This window comes from Mesorhizobium sp. C120A (genome assembly GCF_030323105.1).
In the GTDB taxonomy this organism is placed as follows: Bacteria; Pseudomonadota; Alphaproteobacteria; order Rhizobiales; family Rhizobiaceae; genus Mesorhizobium.
Window position 1 is genome coordinate 897,489 of sequence record NZ_CP100476.1, and the last position, 25,110, is coordinate 922,598.

Here is a 25,110-nt window from a genome sequence, read left to right on the forward strand (position 1 = left end):
ACAATGGCTACCGAAATCCGCGTTCCCACTCTCGGCGAATCCGTCACCGAGGCGACCATCGGCAAGTGGTTCAAGAAGGTCGGCGATGCCATTGCCGTCGACGAGCCGCTGGTCGAGCTCGAAACCGACAAGGTGACGGTGGAGGTGCCTGCCGCCGCCGCCGGCACGCTGGGCGAGATCACCGCCAAGGAAGGCGAGACCGTTGGCGTCGGCGCGTTGCTGGGTTCGATCTCGGCAGGCGTCGCCACGGCCGCCCCGGCGTCCAAGCAGGAGACCAAGCCGCAAGCTGTGTCGCAGGCGTCGAGCCCGGACGCAGCGCACACGACCAGGCAGGCCGCGGCCGAGACCGCCAAGATAGCCGGCGATGCCGGGCCGGTCGAGCCGCGCACAATGCCGCCGGCGCCAGCTGCCGCAAAGCTGATCGCCGAGAACAATCTGTCGGTCGACCAGGTTTCTGGCTCGGGCAAGCGCGGCCAGGTGCTGAAGGGCGACGTGCTCGACGCGATTTCCAAGGGCGCGCCGTCGCAGCCGGCCGAAATTCCGAAGGCCGCACCGGCTCCGGTCGCCGTGCGTGCGCCGTCCTCGGGCGACGATGCGTCGCGCGAGGAGCGCGTGCGCATGACCAAGCTGCGCCAGACCATTGCGCGCCGGCTCAAGGAAGCGCAGTCGACCGCCGCCATGCTGACCACCTTCAACGAGGTCGACATGTCGGCGGTGATGGCGCTCAGGACCAAGTACAAGGACATCTTCGAGAAGAAGCACGGCGTGAAGCTCGGCTTCATGGGCTTCTTCACCAAAGCGGTTACGCACGCATTGAAGGAAATCCCCTCGGTCAATGCCGAGATCGACGGCACCGACATCATCTTCAAGAACTATGCCCATATCGGCGTTGCCGTCGGCACCGAAAAGGGTCTCGTCGTGCCGGTGGTGCGCAATGCCGACCAAATGTCGATTGCCGAGATCGAAAAGGATATCGGCCGGCTGGGCATTGCCGCGCGGGACGGCAAGCTGTCGGTCGCCGACATGCAGGGTGGTACGTTCACCATCTCCAATGGCGGCGTTTACGGCTCACTGATGTCGACGCCGATCCTCAATGCGCCGCAGTCCGGCATTTTGGGCATGCACAAGATCCAGGACCGGCCGGTCGTGGTCGGCGGCCAGATCGTGATCCGGCCGATGATGTACTTGGCGCTGAGCTACGATCACCGTATCGTCGACGGCAAGGAAGCCGTGACCTTCCTGGTCCGCGTCAAGGACAGCCTGGAAGATCCGGAACGGCTGGTGCTTGATTTGTGATCGGAGCTGATCCGTCATGAGCGGCTGGCTGGCGCGGTTTGGGTTCAAGCTGGGTCGAGTAGCGGGTAGCGTATTGAGGCGTTCCCGGCCGGCGGCTTCCGCCGCCATCTCTCCGCCGGCGACATCGACTGAATGGGATTCGGCGCCGGCGAGCAGCAATCTCGGTGTCTTCGCTCTCAGCGAAGCCGAAATGGCGGAGCGGAAGATCATCGTCACCGCGATCGGTGAGCTTGAGCTACCGACCGGCGAAATCATCGCTTGCGATCCACTGATTACCGGGCTGGAACGGCCTGTGTTTAGCCGTAAGGTCAGGCCGGGATGCTATCCAGTCACGTTGCTTGAGGCGCAAGGCCGTGTTGCTGCAGCGGTATTGCGGTTTGGCACTGGCTTGCCGGTGCGGTGGGAGTTGGCTGCCTTCGTCCGCGACGTCGGCACATCGTCCTGGAAGTCTGGATTTATTGTCGATGATAATGTTGCTTCGTTCATGGACAAGTCGGTTCTGACGCTGATGTCCGACCAGGAGGAACTCGACAGCTATCTTGCTGACGTTGCATGCTCGTTCGACAAGTTCCGCATGGATAATCCGGTTGATGGAAATCCGCTTAATATAGCCATGTTCGACACTGGCTTCGGTGATGGGAACTATTATTCCTTCTGGGGACTGGATGCGGCCGGCGAGCCGCTGGTCTTGATGACCGATTTCGAGGTGCTCGAAAACGCCGACGGCCGCGAGAGCAGCCAGAGCAATTCATGACAAACATCGCTTCGCCAATGATCGGATTTATGGCCGGGCTGGCTGTTCTCGCAGCGGGTTACGAGGCGCATGCCGCCTGCCCGCTGGCGCTTGCTGTCTATGGCGATGCCGAAAGCGAGGCCGGCATTGATTTCCGGCCGACGACGGATGCGGTCACCGTCACCAACTCGTTCAAGATGGTGCTCGACAAGGGCATCGTGCTCGACGGCATTGTGATGTGGACCTCCGGTGTTTCGCGACCGCAAGGGTCGCTGATGTACAAATGCCCGACCGGCGACGTCACCGGTGACGAGCTTGCCGCCTGCACGGTCTGGCATGGCGTCATCTACAGCGCCGACGATAAGGGCAACATCGCGCTCCTGGCGGCGGAAGGCACGGACGCGCCGCAGAGCCTGATCTTCCCCGATCTGGGTCCATCGTTGCAGATGTCGTCCGCCTTTGGCTCCATCGGTTTTTCGAAACTGCCGTGGGATGTGTTTTTGCTGAAAGGTTGCCAGGAATGAGCGCGGCGAAGAAAGTTCTTCTGGTCACCGGCGGCGGCCGCGGCATTGGTGCGGCCACTTGCCGGCTTGCGGCGAAGGCCGGCTACCGCGTCGCGGTCAACTATGCCGCAAACGAGGCCGCGGCCCAGGCGCTGGTCGCCGAGATCGAGGCCGGTGGCGGTGAAGCGATAGCGGTCAAGGGCGATGTCGGCGTCGAGGCTGACATCGTCGCCGTGTTCGAAGCCGTCGATAGCGCCTATGGCCGGCTCGACGCCCTGGTCAACAATGCCGGAATCGTCGACGTCAAGGCGCGTGTCGACGAGATGAGCCTGGCGCGGCTGGAGCGCATGATGCGCATCAATGTCATCGGCTCGTTTCTGTGCGCCCGCGAAGCGGTGCGGCGCATGTCGAGCAAGCATGGCGGCCAGGGCGGCGCCATCGTCAACATCTCGTCGGCTGCGTCGCTACACGGCTCGCCCGGCGAATATGTCGACTATGCCGCGTCCAAGGCGGCGATCGACACCTTCACGCTCGGACTGGCGCGCGAAGTCGCGACCGAAGGCGTGCGGGTCAATGCGATACGGCCGGGCATCATCGACACCGAGATCCACGCTTCGGGCGGCCAGCCGGACCGGGTCGAGCGGTTCCGCGACATGCTGCCGATGAAACGAGCCGGCACGGCGGATGAAGTCGCGCATGCCGTTCTCTATCTTTTGTCGGATGAAGCGTCCTACACGACGGGCGCAATCCTGAATGTAAGCGGCGGCCGCTGAGCCCCAAGCTAAGGGAAACGAACATGGCTTATGATGTCGTTATCATCGGGTCGGGACCGGGCGGCTATGTCTGTGCCATCAAGGCGGCACAGCTCGGGCTCAAGGTCGCGGTGGTCGAGAAGAATGCCACTTTCGGCGGCACCTGCCTGAACATCGGCTGCATCCCATCCAAGGCGCTGCTTTATGCCTCGGAGATGTTCGCCGAGGCCGGCCATTCCTTCGATGCGCTGGGCGTCGAGATACCGGCGCCGAAACTCAATCTGAAGAAGATGATGGCGCACAAGGACGCGACCGTTTCGGCCAACGTCAGTGGCGTCGCCTTCCTGTTCAAGAAAAACAAGATCGATAGTTTCCGTGGCACCGGGAAGGTGGTTGCGGCCGGCAAGGTGTTGGTGACGGCTGAGGACGGCAAGGTCGAGGAGATCGAGACGAAAAATATCGTTATTGCCACGGGCTCCGATGTCGCCGGCATTCCCGGCGTCAAGGTCGACATCGACGAGAAGGTGATCGTATCGTCGACCGGCGCGCTGTCGCTGGAGAAAGTGCCGGGACATCTGGTGGTGGTCGGCGGTGGGGTCATCGGTCTGGAGCTCGGCTCGGTCTGGGCACGGCTCGGCGCCAAGGTCACCGTGGTCGAATTCCTCGACACCATCCTGGGCGGCATGGACGGCGAGGTCTCCAAGCAGTTCCAGCGCCTGCTTTCCAAGCAGGGTTTCGAGTTCAAGCTCGGCGCCAAGGTGACAGGGGTGACCAAGGCCAAAAAGGGCGCCGCCGTTACCTTCGAGCTGGTCAAGGGTGGTGCGGCCGAGACCATCGAGGCCGACGCGGTGCTGATCTCGACCGGACGCCGGGCCTATTCCGACAGCCTCGGGTTGAAAGAAGCCGGCGTCGAGGTCGACGAGCGCGGCCGGGTCAAGACCGACGGGCATCTCAGGACCAACGTGGCCGGCATCTACGCCATTGGCGACGTCATCGCCGGGCCGATGCTGGCGCACAAGGCCGAGGATGAAGGCGTGGCGGTGGCCGAGACCATTGCCGGCCAGGCCGGCCATGTGAATTACGACGTCATTCCGAGCGTCGTCTACACCAGCCCGGAAATCGCTTCGGTCGGCAAGACAGAGGAAGAGCTGAGGAAGGCCGGCATCGACTACAAGATGGGCAAATTCCCGTTCACCGCCAACGGCCGCGCGCGCGCCATGCTGCACACGGACGGCTTCGTGAAGATCCTCGCCGACAAAGCCAGCGACCGCGTGCTCGGCGTCCACATTGTCGGCTTCGGCGCCGGCGAGATGATCCATGAGGCGGCGGTGCTGATGGAGTTCGGCGGCTCCTCGGAAGACCTCGCCCGCACCTGCCACGCGCATCCGACAATGTCGGAAGCGGTGAAGGAAGCAGCGCTGGCGACGTTCTTCAAGCCGATCCATATTTAAGGAAACGCTGGAGGGACAGCACCCCCCTCTGGCCTGCCGGCCATCTCCCCCTCAAGGGGGGAGATTGGACTTCACCGCCGCGTCGCGAGCTTTCAAGTTTCTCACGTTTCTAACCTGGCGCTGTTCGTGAACTGCCGATCTCCCCTCTCGAGGGGGAGATGTCCGGCAGGACAGAGGGGGCGGTGAAGAATCGCGACGCTCGCCGATAGGTGCCCCAAACAAAACGGCCCGCTTTTCAGCGGGCCGTTCTTGGCTGGAATCAAGATGCCAGATCAGTTGGCCAGATTACGGGCTCGGCGCCGGAGCGGGCGCGGGTGCCGGGGCTGGCGCAGGAGCCGGTGCGGGAGCAGGGGCTGGTGCGGGAGCCGGTTCGGCGGGCTTCATCGGCTCAGCCGGTGCAGGTGCGGGCGCCGGTGTGCTGGCTGCCGGCGGCTCTGCGGGTGCAGGATGTTCGCCGCTTCTGCCGAAAACATAGTACGCGACAATCGCAAGGATGACGACGACCAGCGCAATCAGCCAGCCGCTGCCACCACCCGACCTGGGCGCTGGATCGTTAGGGTTCGCCATAAAAGTGTCCTCCGTGGATGAAAAGCATCAATCAACACCCCTCAACGCGCAACCGTTGAACGGGTTCATACTAGGCCTTCAAATTGACGAACGCAGGAAAATTCTGATTCGCAACCGCTCGTTGGCCTGTATTTCCCCCGCAAAATCAATCACGAACGAGGTAGAACGAGCTTAGCTGGCCTTTTCCGCCAAAAATAGGGCCAACCGCCTCCGCTTTGCGAATCAGTTGCGCACCGCACAGAGCCGGGCTTACGTGATTCGGTATTCAAGACGGGCGCTGCTCAGTCGACGGCGGTGACGGTATAGCCGGCCTTGCGAAAATCCTCGACCAGGCCTTCGGGGCCGGGAAGATGCATGGCGCCGACGGCCATGAAGGCATTGCCCTTGGCCAGGATCGGTGCGGCATGGTCGGCCATGACCTTGTTGCGGCCGGTGATCATCGTCCGGTCGAATTCGGCGTAACCTGCGTCGTCGTCTTCGTCGGGCGAGATCGAACGCAACAGCGGCCAGAAGGTGCCGGTGTCGCCGCGCTGGTAAAGCACGATCATGGTTTCGTTGATGTCGTTTATCTTGTCGCCGAGCTTCAGGGTCTCGACCAGCCCTTTGATGTGGAACGCAATCGGCAGCGAGGCCATGGCGCGCAGCTGGCTGGCAGCGGTCTCCAACCCTTCCACCGGCTTCCCCAAGGCCTTGGCGTCCTGCGCCAGCTTGACGTCCAGAACCGGTGCGCCGCCTGCCTGACGGGCGACCTCACAGACCGGCAGCGCGACCATGGCCGACAGCAGCCACGGCTTCATCTTGGAGACGCTCGCCGGCGGAATGCCGCGCGCATCGAGCCCTTTGTTCACCACCGCCGCATCCTCCGGCGACAACAGCGACGACAACGTCGTGTTGTCGGTGAACATCATCAGCTCGGGTTCCTTGAGCATGGCCTCCATCATCTTCTGCTTGTCGAGCACGTCGGTGGTCTCGATGATGATGGTGCCGGCGGCGTCATAGGCTTTCCTGGCTGCCGGCGGCAGAGTGGTCACGCGCGGGTCGGTCATGTGCATGGTGCCGAACAGGAAGGATGCCTTTTCGCCTGATTTCTCCAGCTTCCACAACAGGCCCTTGCCGTTCAGCGTCGCTGCTGCTTCCGTCTCGATCCTGGCATAGGCGGCGGGGTCTTCCTTCTGCAGGGCCGATAGCAGATCGGCGCCGGCGCAGGCCGGGGCTTCGGCATGCGCCTTGCCCATGGCAAGCAGCAACGCGACGAGAAAAGACAGGAAAAACACTGCGTTGAGCGCGACGAGCAGCTTCAGCGACACAAGGGCCGCGCGGTCGGCGATGGCAAGGGCGCGTTTCATGGTGCGGTTCTAGGACTGAAAAGCGGCGAAACGGTTAACCGGCGTGGGGAAATTGTCCTGGACTTATACAGTGTCACGCGCGGGGATGGGCGGATTCGTAGATCTCGAGCAGCCTTGCCGTGTCGACGCCGGTATAGACCTGCGTCGTCGACAAGCTGGCGTGGCCGAGCAGTTCCTGGATGGTGCGCAGGTCGCCGCCGCGCCCGAGCAGATGGGTGGCGAAGGAATGGCGCAACGCGTGCGGCGTCGCGGTGTCGGGCAGGTTCAGCGCCGAGCGCAGCCTGGCCATGTCGCGCTGGACGATGGCCGGGTTGAGCGGCCCGCCCCGGGCGCCGCGAAACAGCAGGCCCTTGGGATCGAGATGGTAGGGACACAGTTTTCGGTATTCGGCGATGGCCCGCAGCGCCACCGGCAGCACCGGCACCAGCCGTGTCTTGCCACCCTTGCCGGTGACGCGCAGCACGGTGTCGGCTTCCGATGCCAGGTCGGCGGCGCTGAGGCCCAGCGCTTCGGAAATGCGCAGGCCCGATCCATAAAGCAGCGTCAGCACGGCGGCGTTGCGGGCGGCGATCCAGGGCTCTTCAGCCAGCTGGCCTTCCACCGACACGACATGTTTGGCATCGCTGGCGGTCAGCGGCTTGGGCAGCGATTTCGGCTGGCGCGGCGCGCGCAACGCAGCGGCACCGGCGGCATTGGCGAGACCGCGCCGTTCGAGGAAGCGCAGCAGCGAGCGGATGCCGGCGAGGCCGCGTCCGAGCGTGCGGGCGCCGGCGCCGGCGTTGCGCCGCGCGGCAAGAAAGCCGCGCAGATCGGCCGGGCGGAGAGTGGCGATGTCGGAAAGACCAGGCGAGCCGCCGCAATGCCCTGTGAGGAAATGCAGGAACTGGCGCGTGTCGCGCTCATAGGCTTCGACGGTCGCCGGCGACAGCCGGCGCTCGCGCGCCAGCATCTTCAGCCAGCTTTCGCGCGCTGCCTGGAGGTCGGGTTTTGCCGGGATGAGAAATTCCTGCATGCCGCCATTGTCAGGCAGCCGGGTTAGGAAGCGGTGAAGAACCTGTCATTGAAATGACGCCGGTAGGGCGTTAGAGCAGGGCAAAGGATATCAGCCATGTCGAAGCCCCAGAACCCCGTGCAAATGGCCGTGATCGGCGCCGCCCACGGCATCAAGGGCGAATTGCGGGTGAAGACTTTCACTGGCGAGCCGATGGCGCTGGCCGATTATGGGCCGCTCTATGCCAAGGACGGCCGCGTTTTCCAGATCACCGACATAAGGCCCGCCAACACCGTCGTGGTGGTGCGCTTCAAGGGCATTGCCGATCGCAATGCCGCCGAGGCGCTGGCCGGAACCGAGCTGTTCGTCGACCGCTCGAAGCTGCCCGACGATGGCGAGGAGGACGAATTCTACCACGCCGATCTCGTCGGACTTGAAGTCCGCGACGATAAGGGCGCGGTCATCGGCAAGGTGGTGGCGGTGCATAATTTCGGCGGCGGCGACATTCTCGACGTTACCCTCGGCGGGCGCAAAGGCGTGCTGATCCCGTTCACCCAGGCCGCCGTGCCTCAGGTTTCGATCGCCGAAGGTTTTCTCCGCGTCGACCCGGCAGCCGCCGGCCTTGTCGAGGATGAGGATGGCGACGCGCCGCGCGAAGAAGATTTCGACGCGAAGGGCCGACCGCGCGGGCCGCGCGAAGCCGGAGGCAACCGGTGACGTTCAAGGCGTCGGTGCTGACGCTCTATCCCGAGATGTTTCCGGGCGGGCTAGGCCTGTCGCTGGCCGGACGGGCGCTCGAAGTCGGGACATGGTCGCTGGAAGCTATCCAGATCCGCGACTTCGCCAGCGATCGCCATCACACCGTCGACGACACGCCGGCCGGCGGTGGCGCCGGCATGGTGATGCGCGCCGATGTGCTGGCCAAGGCGATCGACCACACGTCGCCGGCGGGCGATCCGCGGCCGCGTTTGCTGATGAGCCCGCGTGGAAAGCCGCTGACGCAGGCGCACGTGCGCGAACTGGCTGGCGGGCCAGGCGCCGTCATCGTTTGCGGCCGGTTCGAGGGCGTCGACCAGCGGCTGATCGAGGCGCGTGGACTGGAAGAGGTCTCCATCGGCGATTTCATCCTGTCGGGCGGCGAGCCGGCGGCGCTCGTACTGCTCGACGCCGTTGTGCGGCTGTTGCCCGGCGTCATGGGCAATGCGGTGTCGGGCGAGGAAGAAAGTTTCGAGAACGGCCTGCTCGAACACCCGCATTACACGCGGCCACAGGAGTTCGAAGGCCGCCCCATCCCCGACGTGCTGGTCTCCGGTAATCACAAGAAGATCGCCGCGTGGCGGCGCGCCGAGTCCGAGAAGCTGACCAGGGAGCGCCGGCCGGATTTGCTCGCCGCTCAGCCCTTGGCAAAATAGTAGACGGCGAGAAACAGGCCGACGGCGATGACGAAGCCGCGTACTGCGTTTTGCGGCACGCGCTTGGCGATCCAGACGCCGGCATAGCCGCCGAGCGCGCCGCCGGGGATCATGATGATTGCCTGCGGCCAGGCGACGACGCCGCCGGAAACGAAGACCAGTATGGCAACGGCGGCGATGACCACGGCCAGCATGTTCTTCAGCGCGTTCAGCCGGTGATAGTCGCCGGATTGCGTCAGGCCGAGCGTCGCCAGCATCATGACGCCCATGCCGGCGCCGAAGAAGCCGCCATAGATGGCGGTGGCGAACTGCGCCAGCGAACCGGTCAGAGAGCCCACCGTGGCTTCATGCCCAGGCTTCGGCGTTGGTTTGAGCCACGGCCCGGCGGCGAACAAGGCGGTTGCCGCCAGCAGCAGCCACGGCACCAGCGCGCGGAACGACGGATTTGAGAGCGCCAGCAGGATGAGCGCACCAGCCAGCGCGCCCAAAGCCGAGATCAGGCAAAGCAGCAGCGCGCCGCGCCAGAAATGCTTGATGTCTGTCCAGTAAGCCAGCGTCGAGGTGATGTAACCGGGAAACTGCGTCACCGAGGACGTGGCGTTGGCGACGATCGGCGGCAGGCCGGCCAGCGTCATGGCGCCGAAGGTTATGAAGGTGCCGCCGCCGGCAACGGCGTTGACGGCGCCTGACAGAAAACCCGCGAGGAAGAGCAGGACTGCGTCGAAAACAGACATTGTGAGGCCGCCGGACAAGTGTGCTGCTCCCGGATTAGGAAGCTTGAAGGGCCGGCGCAACCCTGCACTGGACGATTGCGTGGTGGCATGCGACCAAAAAAGACAGGGCCAAGGCGTGACAAGTCAGTGAAATAGCTGTATGTGCCCGCCCGTACTGGCGAGAAAAATCTCCCGGACCCGTCAACAATGACGGTGTAGTCGCCCCTGCCCAATGTTTCGAAGACAAGATGTCTCGGGGACAAAGGGCATAGCCGAGCGGTCAATGGAACTGCAAGGCGAGTGTCGGACGCTCTGACTGTCGGAAGAACAAGAAGTGGACTATTGAGATGGATATCATCCGTCAGCTCGAGGCCGAACAGGCCGCCAAGATCGAAGCCAAGCGCAAGCTTCCCGAGTTTCAGCCCGGCGACACCGTGCGCGTCCAGGTCCGCGTGACCGAAGGCACCCGCACCCGCGTCCAGGCCTATGAGGGCGTCGTCATCGCCCGCGCCGGCGCCGGCTTCCAGGAAAATTTCACCGTCCGCAAGATCTCCTACGGCGAAGGCGTCGAGCGCGTTTTCCCGGTCTACTCGCCGATGGTCGAAGGCGTCGAGATCGTGCGCCGCGGCAAGGTGCGCCGCGCCAAGCTCTATTATTTGCGCGACCGTCGCGGCAAGTCGGCCCGTATTTCGGAAAACACCGGCGTGCGCGCCCGCAAGCTCAACGATGAAGAACGCGACGCGCTGAACGCCGAGAAGGCCCGCATCGAAGCCGAGAAGGTTGCCGCTGCCCAGGCGCTGGCCGCCGAGACGGCCGCCAAGGAAGCCGCCGAGAAGAAGGCCGCCGACGAGGCTGCAAAGGCGGCTGAAGCGACCCCGGCCGAATAAGATCTCGTCCAAGGATTTTGAAAAGGCGGCTTCGGCCGCCTTTTTTCGTTTCACCAGACTGTGAACGATTGCCGGCCGAGAGTTTGGCCACGGCTGTTGACCCGAATTACATTGTACACTAAATAATCGTTTACAAATCAAATGGAGAACTGACATGGCACTCTACACCACACAGGCTCGCGTCACCGGCGGCCGCGCCGGCCACGGCGAGACCAGCGACGGCCTGCTGAAGGTCGACCTCGCTTTGCCGAAGGAGCTCGGCGGACAGGGTGGCGCCACCAATCCCGAGCAGCTGTTCGCGGTCGGCTATGCCGCCTGCTTCGAAAGCGCCATCCGCTTCGTCGCGCGCAAGCAGAAGCTGCCGCTGGAGGATGCGGCGGTGAGCGCCACCGTCAGCCTGCTTCCCAATGGTGAAGGCTTCAAACTTGGTGTCGCACTCGCCGCGGAGACCAAAGGCCTTGATCAGGCGGCGGCGGAAGCGCTTGTATCGGCAGCGCATCAGATTTGCCCCTATTCCAATGCGATCAAAGGCAATATCGAGGTGGCGCTTTCGACAGTGGCGCTTCCGGCAAAGGCAGCATGACGACGAAGACCGAAACCAGGGCCAGCGAAGTCCCGGCGGACACGGCCGGGAGGATCGCCGTTCCGCGCCTCGACCAACAGCTCTGCTTCGCGCTCTATTCGGCGAGCGGGCTGATGACCAAGCTCTATCGGCCGCTGCTTGACCCGCTCGGCCTGACCTATCCGCAATATTTGGCGATGCTGGCGCTGTGGCAGCATGCGCCGAGCACGGTCGGCGAACTCGGCGAGGCGCTGGGGCTGGATTCGGCGACATTGACGCCGCTGCTCAAGCGGATGGAAGCGGCTGGTCTCGTCACCCGCCGTCGCGATCCGGCCGACGAGCGCCGCGTGCTGGTCGAACCGACTGCCAAGGGCCAGGCGCTGCGCGCCCGCATCAAGGACGTATCCGCAGGCCTTGCCTGCGCCATGCCGCTGGAAGTCGAGGAGCTGAAGTCGCTGCACCGGACCTTGACCGGATTTGTCGCCAAGCTGCGTGAGGCGACGTCACCATCCTGATCCGTCATCTGACGGGTTCCCGTGTCCAGGAGGGGCCTGGTTTGCCGGCGGCGCAATCACGGAATAAATTCCGACCACGGGGCGTTCTAAAACCGCGCTGGTTGAAGGCATTGGAATCCGCTTTCACCGGACGCTGAGCACCGGACCGGCTTGCAAGCCGTCTGCGGACGGCTAAAGTCGCGCCTGGATTTTCATGCGAGCCCGGCTGCAAGCGGGCTTCTCATCCTGGAGCGTGTCATGACCAAATCGAAGCTGCTGCTGGCCGCCCTCGCGGCCTGTTTCCTCGCGCCCGTCGCTGCATGGGCGGCCGATGCGCTGCCCGATCTCGGCGGCAAGAAGGTCGTGGTGGTGACGGAAAACGCCTATCCGCCGCTGCAGTTCATCGACGCCAAGACCGGCAAGCAGATCGGCTGGGAGTATGACGCGATGGACGAAATCGCCAAGCGGCTGAACTTCAAGGTGGAGTACCAGAACACCTCCTGGGACGCGATGATCCAGGCGGTTTCCGACAACCAGTACAACATTGGCATGACCGGCATCACCATCAAGGACGACCGAAAGGAGAAGGTCGATTTCTCCGACCCCTATATGCGTTCGGAGCAGTTCATGCTGGTGCGCGCCGATGAAAGCCGCTTCACCGACGCCAAGACCTTCGCCGCCTTCAAGGACGGGTTGATCGGCGCGCAGGCCGGAACGACGCCGTTCTACACCGCCGTCTACAGCGTGCTCGACGGCAATGAGCAGAACCCGCGCATCAAGCAGTTCGAGACCTTCGGCGCTTCGGTGCAGGCACTGAAATCCGGCGACGTCGATGTCGTCCTGACCGACGGCACCGCCGGCAAAGGCTATGTCGATGCCTCCGGCGGCAAGCTCAAGCTGATCGGCGGCCCGCTCGGCACCGAGGATTTTGGCTTCATCTTCCCGAAGGGCTCGGACCTGGTGAAGCCGGTCAACGCGGCGATCGCGGCGCTGAAGGCCGACGGCACGATCGAGGCGCTGAACAAGAAGTGGTTTCTCGACTACAAGATGGGGCAGTAGGCCGTCTTGGCGCGACGGCCGCTGACCCCCCTTGCGGGGGAGATGCCCGGCAGGGCAGAGGGGGGTGTGAAGGATCGCCTCCCTTTTGTTTTGAGCTTTTCCAAAGAGGCCAAAGGTTGTGACTGTAACCGTTTGACAGGTTGGAGGGACAGCACCCCCTCTGTCCTGCCGGACATCTCCCCCGCAAGGGGGGAGATCGGCAGATCTTGCGAGCGCAGCTGTTCACCAGCGTTGGGCATTGATGCTCGCCTCAACCTCAAAACCCGATTTTCCCTGGTGGCTTGCCGCCGCGATCGCGCTCGCCGTCGTCGCTGCGCTCTCCATTGCCGCCAGCGATCTCTACGCCCAGGTTTTTGCCACCGTCGCCAAGGGCATCGGCATCACCATTCTTGTCACCGTGGTCGCCTTCGCGCTGGCTTCCGCCGTCGGGCTCGGCATTGCGCTGATGGGGTTGTCGGGGTCGCGTTGGCTCAAGCAGATCGCTCGTTTCTATGTCGAGATCATCCGCGGCGTGCCGATCCTGGTGCTGTTGTTCTGGATCGCCTTCGCCGGCGCGCCGGCCTTCGTGGCTGCGTGGAATGCGCTGACCGCGCCGCTGCAAAACGCCGGCTATCTCGGCGAGCTTTTGGTGCGCGACGTGTCGCTGTTGTGGCGTGCGATCATGGCGCTGACCATCGGTTATTCCGCCTTCATCTCCGAGGTCTTCCGCGCCGGCATCCAGTCAGTCGAGAAAGGCCAGATCGAGGCTGCCAAGGCGCTCGGGCTGACGCGCACGCAGCGCTTCCGGCTGATCGTCTTCCCACAGGCGATCCGCACCATCCTGCCGCCGCTCGGCAATGACTTCGTCGCCATGGTCAAGGATTCCTCGCTGGTCTCGGTGCTCGGCGTCGCCGACATCACGCAGATGGGCAAGATCTACGCCGCCGGCTCGTTCCGCTTCTTCGAGACCTATTCGATCGTCGCCTATATCTATCTCATCCTCACCGTCAGCCTGTCGCTGGCGCTGCGGGGGCTGGAGCAACGACTGCGGCGGGCGCAGCAGGAATAGAAGTCCGACGCGGGCACGGCTACGATCGCGGAGGACAGGATTCCGGAGGATGCAGGCGATGACGATCGACAAGGCCAATGCGGCGCTGGGTACCGTCTATTCGGCCGACACGCCGGAAGGGCTGGCCAAGGCCTATGCAGACTGGGCCGCGACCTATGACGGCGAGACCGCTTCGCTCGGCTATCTGCTGCCGTTCCTGATCACCGCCTGGGTGGCGCGCCATGTGAAGGTGGGTGAAGGCCCGCTGCTCGACGCCGGCTGCGGCACCGGCCTGTCAGGCCCGTCATTGAAGGCGCTGGGTTATCACGACATTGCCGGCCTCGACCTCTCCGACGACATGCTGAAGATCGCCGGCAGCCGCAATGCCTATGGCGATCTGAAGCAGGCCATGCTCGGCGGGCCGCTACCCTGGCCGGCCGGGCATTTCCGCGCCTTCTTCTCGACTGGCGTGTTCACCATCGGCCATGCGCCGGCGTCCGGCCTGCACGAGCTTGTCCGCATCACCAGGAAAGGCGGCCACGCCATCTTCACCGTGCGCGACCAGGTTTTCGAAAGCGGCGGCTTCCAGGACGTGTTCGACGGGCTGGAGCGGGCCGGGAAATGGCGGCCGGCCGAGCAAAGCCCATGGTTCCGCTGCTATGCGATCGCCGAGCCGGACGCGCTGGTGAAGACTTTTGTGTTCGAGGTGCTTTGAGCGCCGCCCTCTTCGCCTTCTCTCACAAGGGGAGAAGCGAAAACACGCCGCAATTGCCGAAAAGCCAAAACATTGGTATGAGCCACGCCATGGAAGAGCTTTTTGGCGATCCGGCCTATAAGGGTTTCGTGCTGCAGGACAGAAAACGCCTGCCGTCGCGTTTCTCTTCGCGCATTTCCGGCGCGCTCACCAGCCGACTTAGCTAAGCCGCTTTCGCCGCGCCGAAGGCTTCGCGCGTCTGCCCTTCCCCTTTTTGCAAATCGACGGATTTACGCACATGAGCGCACCGCGCACCCTCTACGACAAGATTTTCGACGACCATGTCGTCGACCGCCAGGATGATGGCACCTGTCTGCTCTACATCGACCGCCATCTCGTCCATGAAGTGACCAGCCCGCAGGCCTTCGAAGGTCTGCGCATGACCGGCAGAAAAGTCCGGCATCCGGAAAAGACGCTGGCCGTGGTCGATCACAATGTCTCGACCTCGCCCGAGCGCAAGTTCGGCATCAAGAACGAGGAAAGCCGCATCCAGGTCGAGGCCTTGGCCAAGAACGCTAGGGATTTCGGCGTCGAATATTACTCCGAAAACGATATCCGCCAGGGCATCGTCCACATCATCGGGCCGGAGCAGGGCTTCACGCTGCCTGGCATGACCATTGTCTGCGGCGACAGCCACACCTCGACGCATGGCGCCTTCGGCGCATTGGCACATGGCATCGGCACCTCCGAGGTCGAGCATGTGCTGGCGACCCAGACGCTGATCCAGCGCAAGGCCAAGAACATGCTGGTGCGTGTCGATGGCCAGTTACCGGAAGGCGTCACCGCCAAGGACATCATCTTGGCCATCATCGGCGAGATCGGCACCGCCGGCGGCACCGGCTATGTCATCGAATATGCCGGCGAGGCGATCCGCGCGCTGTCGATGGAAGGCCGCATGACGATTTGCAACATGTCGATCGAGGGCGGCGCGCGCGCCGGCCTGATCGCGGCCGACGAAACCACCTTCGCCTATGTCAAGGGCAAGCCGCGCGCGCCGAAGGGCGCGTCGTGGGACGCCGCGCTCGAATACTGGAAGACGCTGCAGTCCGACGAGGGCGCGCATTTCGACAAGGTGATCGTGCTCGACGCGGCCAAGCTGCCGCCGATCGTCTCCTGGGGTTCCTCGCCCGAGGACGTCGTTTCGGTGCAGGGCGTCGTTCCCAATCCGGAAGAGATCACGGACGAGAACAAGCGGACGTCAAAGATCCGCGCGCTCGACTATATGGGGCTGACGCCGGGCACGAAGATCACCGACATCACGCTCGACCGCGTCTTCATCGGCTCCTGCACCAATGGCCGCATCGAGGATCTGCGTGCGGTGGCCAAGGTGGTCGAAGGCAAGACGGTGAGTGCGCATGTCGATGCGATGATCGTGCCGGGCTCCGGTCTGGTCAAGGAACAGGCGGAGGCCGAGGGTCTCGACAAGATCTTCATTGCCGCCGGTTTCGACTGGCGCGAGCCGGGCTGCTCGATGTGCCTGGCCATGAACGACGACCGGCTGAAGCCGCATGAGCGCTGCGCCTCGACCTCGAACCGCAATTTCGAAGGCCGGCAGGGCTTCAAGGGCCGCACCCATCTGGTATCGCCGGCAATGGCGGCGGCGGCGGCGATCGCCGGCCATTTCGTCGACATCCGCGACTGGAAATAGCGCAGACTGGTTCAAGCCTGATCTGAGCGTATGCAAAACCCCGAACGGCAAAACCGTTCGGGGTTTTGTTTAAAGCGCGCCGCTCTAAGACCCTTGGGGTATTATGCCCTAGCCGGCACGCCGGATGATTTCATGAAATTCCTCCCGGCTGCCGGGTTCGTCGGTCGCGACCACCAGCGCCAGTTCGCGCTCGTCGAAGATCTTGAACCACTCGTCCCATTCGACCAGCTCGTAGCCGCCTGCGTTGACCGGGCGTTCAGGCTGATCCTGGTCCTGATAGGCGTGCTGGCCGAAGACGAGCCTCAGCAACGGCTGCGTTCCGGTTTCGGGCGATACATCGACGATCGCCGGAAATCCGGCGCGCCCTGCGGCCCATGAGCGAATTGCTTCGTGATCGGTCAGCGTGATCGTGTCGGCCATGAACAACTTCTCCTTGATTGCTGTCAGGAAACGCCGGCCTCAGGTCCCGGTTCCGTGCACCAGCTTCATGAGTGGCGACTTGCATATTCGTCCCGGCTTAACCGCTTGTTGGGGCTTGCGCTCTAAGGTCTTCCCTGACGTCAAGCGGGGAAGTCACCGTCCTTTGGACACCGGCCTGTTCATAGCGCTGCTCAATCCGACGATCGCGCTGGCGCTCGGCGCGGCGTTCCTCCTGCTGTGGTTCTATCAGCGCCACCGGCCCTATCTGGCTGTGCTCGGCACGAGCTATTGCGTGTCCGCGCCCGGCTTCCTGCTGCAGTATTTCACGCTGCCCGGCGGCATGGTGCTGACCAAGCTGGTCTCCAACCTCTGCTTCACGCTCGCCGCCTGTTGCCTCGTCGGTGCAATCATCTCACGCTACGGCAGGCGCGTGCCCTATATCGCGATCGGCATTCTGGCGGGTGGCGGGATGGTGGCATTCTGCTGGTTCCTGTTCGTCCAGCCGGACTTGACTTGGCGCATCCTGTCGATCAATTTCGGCTTTGGCGGCCTCAGCCTGCTGGTCGCTGCCGAGCTGCGCGCCGTGCGCAAGAACGGCCCGACGGAAAAAATCCTGTTCGTGTTGTCGCTGCTGTCCGGGCTGAACTTCATCGGCCGCACGCTGCTCGTCGTCATCTCGCACGGGCCGTTCACCAGCTATGACGGGTTTTATGGCTCGTCCTACTGGACGACGGCGCTTTTGACGCACGCGCTGCTGTCGTTGCTGATCGCGCTCTGCCTGTTCTCGGCAGCTGCGCTCGACGTGATGAAGGCGCTGAAGACCGAGACGCACACCGATCCGCTGTCTGGCCTGCTCAACCGCAGGGGTTTCGAGGAGCGCGCCTTGCTGGTGCTGCAGCATTGCGCTGTTACCAAGGTGCCGGTCGCGCTGGTGCTGGCCGATCTCGATCACTTCAAGGCGCTCAACGACAAATACGGACATGCCGCGGGCGACCAGGTGATCGCCGACTTCGCCGCCAAGCTTCGCGCGGCCGCCGGCACGCGTGCGGTTGCCGGCCGCATCGGCGGCGAGGAGTTCGCCGTGCTTCTGTCGCTGAGCGATCTTGCCACGGCGCGGCTGTTTGCCGAAGCCGTGCGCACGCACTATTCGGCCGGCAGTGTCGACGGGTTGCCGCCGGGCACCAGGGTGACCGCGAGCTTCGGCGTCGCGGCGCGCACCGGCGACGAAGGGCTGGAGCCGCTGATGCGGCGCGCCGACGAAGCGCTCTACAAGGCCAAGAAGAACGGCCGCGACAGCGTGCGATTGTCCTATGAGCGGGCGGAAACGGTGTTCATCCCGGATACAGGCAGCGTCGGTTAGCGTCTCGCTTAAACGGCCTCTCGGCCGTGCCGGATCATCAGCGGCAAGGGCTGAGGTTGGGCATTTCGCCATCGGAGAGGCCGTACATATAGGAGCGGCCCTTCACGAACACCGGCGGCTGGTAGCAGCCACGCCTGGAGATGTGATCCGCCTCGTCTTCATAAAGGACTTCCGGTTCCGCTTCCGGCTGCCCGGCGCTGGTGTAGTCGGACAATTTCTTGGCCAGCCTGCCTTGGCCGACAATGATGCGCTTGTAGCCGGCGGCGCTGTCGATGACGAGATTGCCCAGGGAATCGGCATAGACGCGGTCATGATGGCGCGACCAGGCCATTGCCGGGGCGGCGAAGCCGAGACTGGCTGTCGCCAGCACAAGCGCCGCAAGGCGCGCTCTTCCTGAATTCGAAAGCATGGTGTCCTCTCTGCTGTGGACCCGATCGAATCGGAAATTAACCTTTTCTTAACCTTTGTTAAGAGGGCAGGCGCATCCGGCGGCGATCTCTCGCCAAACATGGTTAATATCCGACGGGATGGAAACCCGGGCGTCATCATTCGGCCATGCTTGCCCGCACCATCGGCCGCGACGCACACAACTACGCTGACGTCGGGTGAGCTTGATCTTGGTGGAACATCGCGGCTAGTTAGCCGCGCAGGAGGACAGCATATGGCGTTACGCCGGACGTGTCGGGTGACGCTGTTGTCGATCCCCTTGCTGACTGCCGCAGCCTGCGTGCCGCAGAACGGCGCGCCGACGGCGATGAATACCGTACCACCCACTGTTGCGCCCGTGCCGGCTCAGCAGTCCGCCGCACCTGTGGCGCCCCCGGCTTCCGCAACGGCTCCGACAGCGCCTGCCGCACCTTCAGCCAAGATCGTCACCGACCTTACCGCGCCGCGGTCTGCTGTCGGCACGGCAACTTACAGATGCGGCAATGGCGGCATGATCACCATCCAGAACCTCGGCACGGCGTTGCGCGTTGTCAGGCCCGATGGCACGACCGAGGAGTTTGCCGCATCACCCGTCAACCAGTCCAGCCGCTACCAGGAAGCCGCGTCGCATGACGCAATCGTGATCGACGCGCGCGAGGCGCTGGTGATGAAGAGGGGCTCGACACCACAGACCTGCAAACGATAGCCTGGCGTCGATGGCAAAGGAAATGCCGCACTGCAGCGAACGGTGCGCCGGCTTTCGACGGTGGCCAAATCGATTGAAGCGAAACAGCAGCCTTTTGTCAGACTAAATGACGTTTTCAAAACGATTTTCCGGCTTTGACGCGGTGCAAAAAGAGCATTAGAAACCGGCTGTCTGAAGTCATATATCGAGGCGGTAAGTGCCGCTTTCCACCGCGGCTCCGGACATCGAACTGGGGCAGCCATGAGCAAATCACCAGCCACCCGAACCGCCAGACGTGAACGGCCGCTCTCGCCGCACCTGACGATTTACCGCCCACCGATCACCATGACGATGTCGATCATTCACCGCATCACTGGCGGGGCGCTGTATTTCGGCACGCTGCTGGTCGCCGCGTGGCTGATGGCGGCGGCGAGTTCGCAAGGCGCTTTCGATTGGATCAACTGGGCCTTCGGCACCTGGCTCGGCCGGCTCATCCTGTTCGGCTACACCTGGGCGCTGATGCACCACATGCTGGGCGGCGTGCGCCATCTCGTCTGGGACACCGGCGCCGGGCTGGAGAAACACACGGCATCGAAGATCGCCTGGGCGACGCTCGCCGGTTCCATCCTGCTCACGCTGCTGATCTGGGTCGCCGGCTACATGGCGCGGGGAACCTTGTGATGAGCGGCACGAACAACAACGATATGCGCACGCCGCTGGCCAAGGTCCGCGGTCTGGGCTCGGCCCGCGAAGGCACCGGGCATTTCTGGCGACAGCGGCTGACGGCCATTGCCAACATCCCGCTGATACTGTTCTTCGTCGGGTTCCTGATCGCGCTCAATGGCGCCGGCTTCGCCGAGGTGCGGGCGGCGCTCGCCAGTCCGTTCGTGGCGCTGGTGTTGGCGCTGGTGCTCGTTTCCGGTCTCACCCATATGCGTGTCGGCATGCAGGTCATTATCGAGGATTACGTGCATGCCGAAGGCATGAAGCTGGCGCTGATCGCACTCAGCACGTTTTTCACCATAGCGGTCGGCGTCGCCTCGATCTTCGCCCTGCTCAAACTGGCATTCGGAGGCTGATTTGTCCAAGGACGCGAAATCGGCCACCGGCTATACCTTTGTCGACCACAAGTTCGACGTGGTGGTCGTCGGCGCCGGCGGCGCCGGCCTGCGCGCCACGCTCGGCATGGCCGAGCAGGGCCTGCGCACGGCCTGCATCACCAAAGTGTTCCCGACCCGCTCGCACACGGTGGCGGCACAAGGCGGCATTGCCGCGTCGCTGTCCAACATGGGTCCGGACTCCTGGCAGTGGCACATGTACGACACCGTCAAGGGTTCGGACTGGCTGGGCGACGTCGACGCCATGGAATATCTGGTGCGCGAGGCACCGGCGGCGGTCTACGAGCTCGAGCATTACGGCGTGCCGTTCTCGCGCACCGAAGAGGGCAAGATCTACCAGCGGCCGTTCGGCGGACACATGATGAATTATGGCGACGGCCCGCCGGTGCAGCGCACCTGTGCTGCCGCCGACCGCACCGGTCACGCCATCCTGCACACGCTCTACGGCCAGTCGCTGAAGAACAATGCACAGTTCTTCATCGAGTATTTTGCGCTCGACCTGATCATGGAACCGGACGGCACCTGCACCGGCGTCGTCGCCTGGAACCTCGACGACGGCACCATCCATCGCTTCTCCGCCAAGATGGTGGTGCTGGCGACCGGCGGATATGGCCGCGCCTATTTCTCGGCGACGTCGGCGCACACCTGTACAGGCGACGGCGGCGGCATGGCGGCACGGGCCGGCTTCCCGCTGCAGGATATGGAGTTCGTGCAGTTTCATCCGACCGGCATCTATGGCGCCGGCTGCCTGATCACCGAAGGCGCGCGCGGCGAGGGCGGCTATCTCGTCAATTCCGAGGGCGAGCGCTTCATGGAACGCTACGCGCCGTCGGCCAAGGACCTGGCCTCGCGCGACGTCGTCTCGCGTTGCATGACGCTGGAGATCCGCGAAGGCCGCGGGGTCGGCAAGAACAAGGACCATATTTTCCTGCATCTCGATCATCTCGATCCGGCCGTGCTGCATGAGCGGCTGCCGGGCATTTCGGAATCGGCCAGGATTTTCGCCGGCGTCGACCTGACCAAGGAGCCGATCCCGGTGCTGCCGACGGTGCACTACAATATGGGCGGCGTGCCGACCAATTACTGGGGCGAGGTGCTGAACCCGACGGTCGAGAATCCTGACCGGGTGTCACCCGGGCTGATGGCGGTCGGCGAGGCCGGCTGTGCCTCCGTGCACGGCGCCAACCGGCTGGGCTCGAACTCGTTGATCGATCTGGTGGTGTTCGGCCGCGCCGCCGCAATCCGCGCCGGCCAGGTCATCGACCGTAATTCGGCGATCCCTTCGCCCAACGAAGCCTCGGTCGAAAAGATCATGGATCGCTTCGACCGGCTGCGCCACGCCAATGGGTCGACGCCAACCGCCGTTCTGCGTGAGAAAATGCAGAAGGCGATGCAGGAAGACGCGGCCGTGTTCCGCACACAGGAGTCACTCGAAAACGGCTGCAAGCGCATTTCGCAGATATGGACCGAGCTCAAGGACCTGAAAGTCTCCGACCGTTCGACGATCTGGAATTCCGATCTGGTCGAGACGCTGGAGCTGGAAAATCTGATGGCCAACGCCATCACCACGGTCTACGGCGCCGAGGCGCGCAAGGAGAGCCGCGGCGCGCATGCGCGCGAAGATTTCTCGGCCCGCGACGACACTATCTGGCGCAAGCATACGCTGGCCCGGCTAAGCGAGGACGGCCAGGTGAGCCTCAGCTATCGTCCGGTGCACACCGAACCGTTGGTGGCGGAAAAGGACGGCGGCATCAGCCTCGCCAAGATCGCGCCCAAGGCCAGGGTGTACTGACCATGGTGCCGAAGCTCGTCATCCGAAAGGACCTGAGGTAATGGTCGAACTCACGCTTCCCAAGAACTCCAAGGTGCAGCCGGGCAAGACCTGGCCGAAGCCGGAGGGCGCCACCAACCTGCGGGAATACCGCATCTACCGCTGGTCGCCCGACGATGACGAGAACCCGCGCATCGACACCTATTTCGTCGACATGGACGATTGTGGGCCGATGGTGCTCGATGCGCTGCTCTGGATCAAGAACAAGATCGATCCGACGCTTGCCTTGCGCCGCTCATGCCGCGAAGGCATTTGCGGCTCCTGCGCCATGAACATCGATGGCTCCAACACGCTGGCCTGCACCAAGGGCTGCGACGACATTTCCGGCGCCGTCAAGGTCTACCCGCTGCCGCATATGCAGGTGGTCAAGGATCTGGTGCCCGACCTCACCAATTTCTACGCCCAGCACGCCTCGATCCAGCCATGGCTGAAGACAGTGTCGCCAGAGCCGGCCAAGGAATGGCTGCAGAGCCATGAGGATCGCGAAAAGCTCGACGGGCTCTACGAGTGCATCCTGTGCGCCTGCTGCTCGACCTCGTGCCCGAGCTATTGGTGGAACGGCGACCGCTATCTCGGCCCGGCGACGTTGCTGCAGGCCTATCGCTGGCTGATCGACAGCCGCGACGAAGCCACGGGCGAACGGCTCGACGATCTCGAAGACCCGTTCCGGCTCTACCGCTGCCACACCATCATGAACTGCGCCCAGACCTGCCCGAAGGGGCTCAACCCGGCCAAGGCGATTGCCGAGATCAAGAAGATGATGGTGGAGCGGCGGGTTTAGTTGAGGCGAGTTCGCTCGCGGCAATCTCGAACGCGGCGATCCTTCGCGCGCCCCTCTGTCCTGCCGGACATCTCCCCCACGGGTGGGGAGACTGGCCGTCATCGCGGCTTTCGCCAATCTCCAAGGTTGAAGGATGGCGCGCTGTCGGCGAAGCTGCCGATCTCCCCCCGCGTGGGGAGATATCCGGTAGGACAGAGAGGTGGGCGCTGTCTCGCCGGCGCTAGAAAGGATACTCAACCCAATGAGCGAAGAGCTTCCAATCCTCAATCCCGTCGAAGCCCGTGTGCTCGGCTGCCTGATCGAGAAGAAGGAGCTGACGCCGGATGTCTATCCGCTGACGCTGAATGCAGCACTTGCAGCCGCCAACCAGAAGACGGCGCGCGAGCCTGTCATGGCGCTCGAGCCGACAGAGGTGCATCGGACGCTGAAGTTGCTCGAGCAGAAGGGGCTGGTGCGGCAGATGTTCGGCTCGCGCGTCGAGCGCTATGAGCATCAGATGGCGCAGCGCTTCTCGCTGACGAGGCCGCAGACCGCGGTGATCGGCCTGCTTTTGCTGCGCGGTCCGCAGACGGTGCATGAGCTGCTGGCGCGAGCTGAGCGCATGGCGCGGGTTTCGTCGATCGAAGACCTGCGCGCTGAACTCGACATGCTGATCGGCCGCCGCCCACCGCTCGTCCAGGAAATACCGCGCGGGCCGGGGCAGCGCGAGGACCGTTTTATGCATCTGCTCGCAGGACCGGTGGACGTCGCGGCGTTATCGATGCAGCGGAGTGTGCCGGCCTTGCCTGCTTCCGACCTGGAAGCAAGATTGGAGGCTCTGGAGCAGGAAGTCGCAGCCCTTCGCGCCCGGCTTGATGCGCTGGGCGCCTAATAGTTATCCGAGACGTCGGCGGGACAGCACCCCCCTCTGGCCTGCCGGCCATCTCCCCTCAAGTGGGGAGATCAGATGTCACGCCAGCCTTCGCCAATTACGAACGTCGAAAGAAGAGTGCCAGCTACCGAGCTTCCAATCTCCCCGGGAGATGCCCGGCAGGGCAGAGGGGGCGCGAAGAATCGCTACCCCGGGCAAAATCGGCGGATCACCCCAGCTTCGCGTCGAGCGACACTGCGATGGCCCCCAGCGCCTTCGAAACCGGGCACTCCGCCTTGGCCTTCTCGGCCAGTTCCTTGAACTTCGCCGCATCGATTCCTGGCACCTTGCCGACCAGGGTGATGGCGCTGCCGGTGATGCCGGTGCCGGGGACCAGCGTCACCACCGCCTTGGCGTCGAGCTCGGTGGCGGGCGTGCCGTTCTCGGCCAGGAAATGCGACAGCTGCATGGCGTAGCATCCGGCGTGTGCCGCGGCGATTAACTCTTCGGGATTGGTGCCGGATTTGCCGCTCTCGTCCTCGAAGCGAGCCTTGAACGAATAGGGCGTGCCTTTCAAAGTGCCGCTCTGGCTGTCGAGCGTGCCCGTGCCCTCCTTCAGATTGCCTTTCCAGACGGCGTTTGCGGTACGGTCCATAGAATTCTCCTTGATTACAGCGACAGCGCCGGCCACGCGGCGTTCCCTCCAACTATAGCGCGGCGGCAGGGGAAGACCACCGCGCTGTTTCGGCCGGATGCGACGCCGGCGTGCCCTGCAAATTTTTCTGAAAAAATGTGCGTGCAAAAATGTCGACTTGCATCGGCGCCGGCCGTCCTGCGAGCGTCCACGGATTCTCGTGGCGGATGGAGATCCAAGATGAACAATCTGTTTTCTGCCCATTGGAACGACGCCGACAAAAGCGCGCGTCTACACGAGATCGAGTGCTCGCGACCTTCCGGCTTCGGCCGGCTGCTTGCTGCGGTCGCCGTGATCGGCATTGCGGTCTGCGTGCTCGACCACGCTGCTGCCGGCAAGGATGCCGCCGGCGCCGTGATCACCTATGGTTCGTCACAGCAAGGGAGCTGGAAATGAAATATGTCTGTCTGGTCTACGGCGAGGAAAAGGACCTCCATGCCATGACGCCTGAGCGTCTGGCCAAGCTCGACGCCGATTCGATGGCCTATGACCGGTCATTGGACCAGCAAGGCAAGCTGATCATCGCGCAGGCGCTGCAATCGGTGAAGACGTCGAAGACGGTGCGGCGGCGCCAAGGCAAGCGGCTGATCACTGACGGTCCGTTTGCCGAAACCAAGGAGCAGTTGCTTGGTTTCGTCATGATCGAAGCCGACACTCTCGACAAGGCGCTGGAGATCGCCGGCAAAATTCCGCTGGCTGAAATCGGCACCGTCGAAGTCAGGGCGATCTACGACGTGCCGGGGTCATAGG

Annotated in this window: 30 protein-coding genes; 24 read left to right on the forward strand and 6 right to left on the reverse strand. The window is 63.6% G+C overall.

Translation table 11 applies throughout. The features are described from left to right. Positions 1 to 3 precede the first annotated feature (3 nt). Genes odhB through lpdA form a run of 5 tightly spaced genes read left to right on the forward strand, consistent with a single transcriptional unit; the run spans position 4 to position 4,735 of the window. Complete coding sequence (gene odhB, locus NL532_RS04435; RefSeq protein ID WP_023670535.1) at positions 4 to 1,296, forward strand: 2-oxoglutarate dehydrogenase complex dihydrolipoyllysine-residue succinyltransferase; 1,293 nt, start codon at positions 4 to 6, stop codon at positions 1,294 to 1,296. A gap of 16 nt (positions 1,297 to 1,312) precedes the next feature. Further along, the gene (locus NL532_RS04440) at positions 1,313 to 2,050 is read left to right on the forward strand and encodes a DUF4241 domain-containing protein (protein WP_031195599.1); all 738 of its coding nucleotides are present in this window, start codon (positions 1,313 to 1,315) and stop codon (positions 2,048 to 2,050) included. Further along, positions 2,047 to 2,553 carry a hypothetical protein gene (locus NL532_RS04445; protein ID WP_023828733.1) on the forward strand — a complete coding sequence of 169 codons (507 nt, stop codon included), beginning with the start codon at positions 2,047 to 2,049 and terminating at the stop codon, positions 2,551 to 2,553. The genes NL532_RS04440 and NL532_RS04445 overlap by 4 nt, the downstream gene beginning before the upstream one ends. Beyond that, positions 2,550 to 3,305, forward strand: coding sequence for an SDR family oxidoreductase (locus NL532_RS04450; protein ID WP_023826883.1), 756 nt, complete (start codon positions 2,550 to 2,552; stop codon positions 3,303 to 3,305). Before NL532_RS04445 ends, NL532_RS04450 begins: the two co-directional genes overlap by 4 nt. 23 nt (positions 3,306 to 3,328) lie before the next feature. Beyond that, the gene (gene lpdA, locus NL532_RS04455; protein WP_023828732.1) at positions 3,329 to 4,735 is read left to right on the forward strand and encodes a dihydrolipoyl dehydrogenase; all 1,407 of its coding nucleotides are present in this window, start codon (positions 3,329 to 3,331) and stop codon (positions 4,733 to 4,735) included. 848 nt (positions 4,736 to 5,583) lie between these two features. Here lpdA and NL532_RS04460 read toward each other — a convergent pair. Together NL532_RS04460 and NL532_RS04465 are read right to left on the reverse strand one after the other, a co-directional pair. After that, a complete protein-coding gene (locus NL532_RS04460) occupies positions 5,584 to 6,648 on the reverse strand; it encodes a TraB/GumN family protein (RefSeq protein WP_023828731.1) in 1,065 nt (354 codons plus the stop codon). Between the two features lie 73 nt (positions 6,649 to 6,721). After that, a complete protein-coding gene (locus tag NL532_RS04465) occupies positions 6,722 to 7,660 on the reverse strand; it encodes a tyrosine recombinase XerC (RefSeq protein ID WP_023706731.1) in 939 nt (312 codons plus the stop codon). Positions 7,661 to 7,756: 96 nt separating this feature from the next. Between NL532_RS04465 and rimM the strand changes: the two genes are divergently transcribed. Both rimM and trmD read left to right on the forward strand, forming a co-directional pair. Further along, positions 7,757 to 8,356 carry a ribosome maturation factor RimM gene (rimM, locus tag NL532_RS04470; protein WP_023828730.1) on the forward strand — a complete coding sequence of 200 codons (600 nt, stop codon included), beginning with the start codon at positions 7,757 to 7,759 and terminating at the stop codon, positions 8,354 to 8,356. Then, complete coding sequence (trmD, locus tag NL532_RS04475) at positions 8,353 to 9,051, forward strand: tRNA (guanosine(37)-N1)-methyltransferase TrmD (protein WP_023726048.1); 699 nt, start codon at positions 8,353 to 8,355, stop codon at positions 9,049 to 9,051. Before rimM ends, trmD begins: the two co-directional genes overlap by 4 nt. Here trmD and NL532_RS04480 read toward each other — a convergent pair. Beyond that, positions 9,033 to 9,785: a sulfite exporter TauE/SafE family protein gene (locus NL532_RS04480; protein ID WP_023828729.1), complete on the reverse strand. Its 753-nt coding sequence runs from the start codon at positions 9,783 to 9,785 to the stop codon at positions 9,033 to 9,035. The two genes, trmD and NL532_RS04480, sit on opposite strands and share 19 nt — an antisense overlap. Positions 9,786 to 10,111: 326 nt before the next feature. Between NL532_RS04480 and rplS the strand changes: the two genes are divergently transcribed. The 8 genes from rplS to leuC all read left to right on the forward strand — a co-directional run bounded on the left by rplS (position 10,112) and on the right by leuC (position 16,195). Then, positions 10,112 to 10,651: a 50S ribosomal protein L19 gene (rplS, locus tag NL532_RS04485; RefSeq protein WP_023683875.1), complete on the forward strand. Its 540-nt coding sequence runs from the start codon at positions 10,112 to 10,114 to the stop codon at positions 10,649 to 10,651. Positions 10,652 to 10,805: 154 nt separating this feature from the next. Further along, positions 10,806 to 11,234 carry an organic hydroperoxide resistance protein gene (locus NL532_RS04490; RefSeq protein ID WP_023683876.1) on the forward strand — a complete coding sequence of 143 codons (429 nt, stop codon included), beginning with the start codon at positions 10,806 to 10,808 and terminating at the stop codon, positions 11,232 to 11,234. After that, positions 11,231 to 11,728, forward strand: a complete 498-nt coding sequence (locus tag NL532_RS04495) for a MarR family winged helix-turn-helix transcriptional regulator (protein WP_023683877.1) — start codon at positions 11,231 to 11,233, stop codon at positions 11,726 to 11,728. Before NL532_RS04490 ends, NL532_RS04495 begins: the two co-directional genes overlap by 4 nt. Positions 11,729 to 11,965: 237 nt before the next feature. Further along, entirely contained in the window at positions 11,966 to 12,766 is an 801-nt protein-coding gene (locus tag NL532_RS04500; RefSeq protein WP_023687705.1) for a transporter substrate-binding domain-containing protein, read from the forward strand. 241 nt (positions 12,767 to 13,007) lie between these two features. After that, on the forward strand, positions 13,008 to 13,814 hold the full coding sequence (locus tag NL532_RS04505; protein WP_023683878.1) for an amino acid ABC transporter permease: 807 nt from the start codon (positions 13,008 to 13,010) through the stop codon (positions 13,812 to 13,814). Positions 13,815 to 13,872: 58 nt separating this feature from the next. Continuing rightward, complete coding sequence (locus NL532_RS04510; RefSeq protein ID WP_023828728.1) at positions 13,873 to 14,508, forward strand: class I SAM-dependent DNA methyltransferase; 636 nt, start codon at positions 13,873 to 13,875, stop codon at positions 14,506 to 14,508. Further along, a complete protein-coding gene (locus NL532_RS04515; RefSeq protein WP_196813720.1) occupies positions 14,505 to 14,714 on the forward strand; it encodes a hypothetical protein in 210 nt (69 codons plus the stop codon). Before NL532_RS04510 ends, NL532_RS04515 begins: the two co-directional genes overlap by 4 nt. A gap of 71 nt (positions 14,715 to 14,785) precedes the next feature. Continuing rightward, positions 14,786 to 16,195, forward strand: coding sequence for a 3-isopropylmalate dehydratase large subunit (gene leuC, locus NL532_RS04520; protein ID WP_023670518.1), 1,410 nt, complete (start codon positions 14,786 to 14,788; stop codon positions 16,193 to 16,195). A gap of 108 nt (positions 16,196 to 16,303) precedes the next feature. Here leuC and NL532_RS04525 read toward each other — a convergent pair whose 3' ends face one another. Beyond that, entirely contained in the window at positions 16,304 to 16,615 is a 312-nt protein-coding gene (locus tag NL532_RS04525) for a hypothetical protein (RefSeq protein WP_023706723.1), read from the reverse strand. 163 nt (positions 16,616 to 16,778) lie between these two features. On the opposite strand from NL532_RS04525, the gene NL532_RS04530 reads away from it, so the two are divergent. Beyond that, positions 16,779 to 17,975, forward strand: coding sequence for a GGDEF domain-containing protein (locus NL532_RS04530; protein WP_023815322.1), 1,197 nt, complete (start codon positions 16,779 to 16,781; stop codon positions 17,973 to 17,975). 37 nt (positions 17,976 to 18,012) lie between these two features. Here NL532_RS04530 and NL532_RS04535 read toward each other — a convergent pair whose 3' ends face one another. Beyond that, a complete protein-coding gene (locus NL532_RS04535; RefSeq protein ID WP_023687709.1) occupies positions 18,013 to 18,384 on the reverse strand; it encodes a hypothetical protein in 372 nt (123 codons plus the stop codon). 252 nt (positions 18,385 to 18,636) lie between these two features. On the opposite strand from NL532_RS04535, the gene NL532_RS04540 reads away from it, so the two are divergent. The 6 genes from NL532_RS04540 to NL532_RS04565 all read left to right on the forward strand — a co-directional run bounded on the left by NL532_RS04540 (position 18,637) and on the right by NL532_RS04565 (position 23,687). Further along, entirely contained in the window at positions 18,637 to 19,107 is a 471-nt protein-coding gene (locus NL532_RS04540) for a hypothetical protein (protein WP_023828727.1), read from the forward strand. Between the two features lie 240 nt (positions 19,108 to 19,347). Beyond that, positions 19,348 to 19,767 carry a succinate dehydrogenase, cytochrome b556 subunit gene (gene sdhC, locus NL532_RS04545; RefSeq protein ID WP_023683884.1) on the forward strand — a complete coding sequence of 140 codons (420 nt, stop codon included), beginning with the start codon at positions 19,348 to 19,350 and terminating at the stop codon, positions 19,765 to 19,767. Then, the gene (sdhD, locus tag NL532_RS04550; protein WP_023683885.1) at positions 19,767 to 20,165 is read left to right on the forward strand and encodes a succinate dehydrogenase, hydrophobic membrane anchor protein; all 399 of its coding nucleotides are present in this window, start codon (positions 19,767 to 19,769) and stop codon (positions 20,163 to 20,165) included. The genes sdhC and sdhD overlap by 1 nt, the downstream gene beginning before the upstream one ends. Before the next feature lies 1 nt (position 20,166). After that, entirely contained in the window at positions 20,167 to 21,996 is a 1,830-nt protein-coding gene (gene sdhA, locus NL532_RS04555) for a succinate dehydrogenase flavoprotein subunit (RefSeq protein ID WP_023828726.1), read from the forward strand. Between the two features lie 40 nt (positions 21,997 to 22,036). Continuing rightward, entirely contained in the window at positions 22,037 to 22,816 is a 780-nt protein-coding gene (locus NL532_RS04560; RefSeq protein ID WP_023670510.1) for a succinate dehydrogenase iron-sulfur subunit, read from the forward strand. A gap of 241 nt (positions 22,817 to 23,057) precedes the next feature. Next, a complete protein-coding gene (locus NL532_RS04565) occupies positions 23,058 to 23,687 on the forward strand; it encodes a YceH family protein (protein WP_023752699.1) in 630 nt (209 codons plus the stop codon). A gap of 208 nt (positions 23,688 to 23,895) precedes the next feature. Here the strand turns inward: NL532_RS04565 and NL532_RS04570 are convergent, their stop codons facing one another. Then, positions 23,896 to 24,321 (reverse strand): OsmC family protein, encoded by a 426-nt coding sequence (locus tag NL532_RS04570; protein WP_023683888.1) that lies wholly within the window; start codon positions 24,319 to 24,321, stop codon positions 23,896 to 23,898. A 219-nt stretch (positions 24,322 to 24,540) separates the two neighbouring features. On the opposite strand from NL532_RS04570, the gene NL532_RS04575 reads away from it, so the two are divergent. Then, complete coding sequence (locus NL532_RS04575; RefSeq protein WP_023698372.1) at positions 24,541 to 24,756, forward strand: hypothetical protein; 216 nt, start codon at positions 24,541 to 24,543, stop codon at positions 24,754 to 24,756. Beyond that, a complete protein-coding gene (locus NL532_RS04580) occupies positions 24,753 to 25,109 on the forward strand; it encodes a YciI family protein (RefSeq protein ID WP_023698373.1) in 357 nt (118 codons plus the stop codon). The genes NL532_RS04575 and NL532_RS04580 overlap by 4 nt, the downstream gene beginning before the upstream one ends. The last annotated feature ends 1 nt before the right edge of the window (position 25,110 follow it).